The 1,138-nt window shown below is 63.1% G+C and carries 2 protein-coding genes; both read left to right on the top strand.

Annotated elements, in window-relative coordinates; genetic code table 11:
• The first annotated feature begins 113 nt into the window (after positions 1-113).
• Complete coding sequence (locus ACY5KJ_RS02915) at positions 114-425, top strand: acylphosphatase (protein WP_462186105.1); 312 nt, start codon at positions 114-116, stop codon at positions 423-425.
• A gap of 213 nt (positions 426-638) precedes the next feature.
• A complete protein-coding gene (locus tag ACY5KJ_RS02910; protein ID WP_462202741.1) occupies positions 639-836 on the top strand; it encodes a hypothetical protein in 198 nt (65 codons plus the stop codon).
• The last annotated feature ends 302 nt before the right edge of the window (positions 837-1,138 follow it).

Genomic DNA, 1,138 nt, shown 5'->3' with positions numbered 1-1,138 from the left:
GGCCGGTCCGGCCGTTCCAGTCGATGATCATCCTGCCGCCGTGTCCCTCTCGGTCAGCCTGCCATGTCTGGGAAGTATGTGGTATCCACAATGGCCAGTACCCTACCGTGCTGATGAGCGATGTATCCGCGGAGCAGAGGGAGTCCGGACACGCCGTGGTCCGATTCACTGCCCGGGTCGCCGGCCTTGTCCAGGGCGTCGGCTTTCGTGACTACGTGCGTATCCGGGGCCGGCGCCTGGGCCTGGTCGGATCCGCCACCAACCTCCCGGACGGGGCGGTCGAGGTGGTTGCGGAAGGGCCGGAGCCGGCCTGTCGTGACCTTCTGCACTTGTTGATGACGGGTCACACCCCTGGGCGGACGGACAGGGTGGAGGCTGTGTGGCAGGTGGCGCAGAGCGATCTGACCGACTTCCGGCGAAAGTGACTGGTTGCAGACGCTGTGTTGTCGGAACTGTCGTGGGGATGACCGTCCGCTTTTTACATGTTCACCGGACCGGCTCGGGAGCATGTGGCATGCTCTTGACTTTCGGTCACTCGACGTGGGAGCCTGGAGTCATTGTTTGGGGCGCACTCTGATCTGTTCGGATCTTGTGCTGTCTGACACCCACTAGGTCACTCATCGTGGAGGACCATCACTATGGCGAAGGCCCTTTTTGGCCACGTCGGTTCCGGCGGCGACTTGCGTCTCTCTTACGAGGTGCGTCGGCTTCGTGCCCGTGTAGCGGAGCTCGAGGCAGAACTGGCTCGAGTACGTGAAGTCAACGAGGCGTTGGTGGGTGGTGTCGACGTGCCGGAGGATGTCCGGGCGCTCGACGCTGAACCGGCGTTCAGCTGAGCTGGCGGGGCGTTTCCCGGGGAGGCGCCCCCTCATAGTGGGTATGCCCGGTTACGTGGGCAAGGCTCCGTTTCTACGGGTGTCATGATCACCGAGGTCGCTGAGATCGTCGGATCGGTCGTTCTCTTGCCGGCTCGTCTCTGTCCAGTGATGTTGCCTGTGTGTCTCGGATCACCTTGGCGGCTCTATAGTGGCTCTTCGAAGTTAAGCGGGTTTGAGGCATCTGCGGGCTCGGCGGGTGGTTGCGCAGCGTGTTCGTAGCCGCTGGTTTTCGGGGTTGCGGTAGCCGAAGGCGTTGCGGG

This window comes from Frankia sp. CcWB3, from assembly GCF_977927595.1.
This window is presented reverse-complemented; position numbering and strand designations above follow the sequence as displayed.

What these genes read in the sequence shown, in the direction of transcription:
- ACY5KJ_RS02915 (WP_462186105.1), top strand. Translation starts at nt 114, where the DNA reads ATGAGCGATGTATCCGCGGAGCAGAGGGAGTCCGGACACGCCGTGGTC.
- ACY5KJ_RS02910 (WP_462202741.1), top strand. Translation starts at nt 639, where the DNA reads ATGGCGAAGGCCCTTTTTGGCCACGTCGGTTCCGGCGGCGACTTGCGT.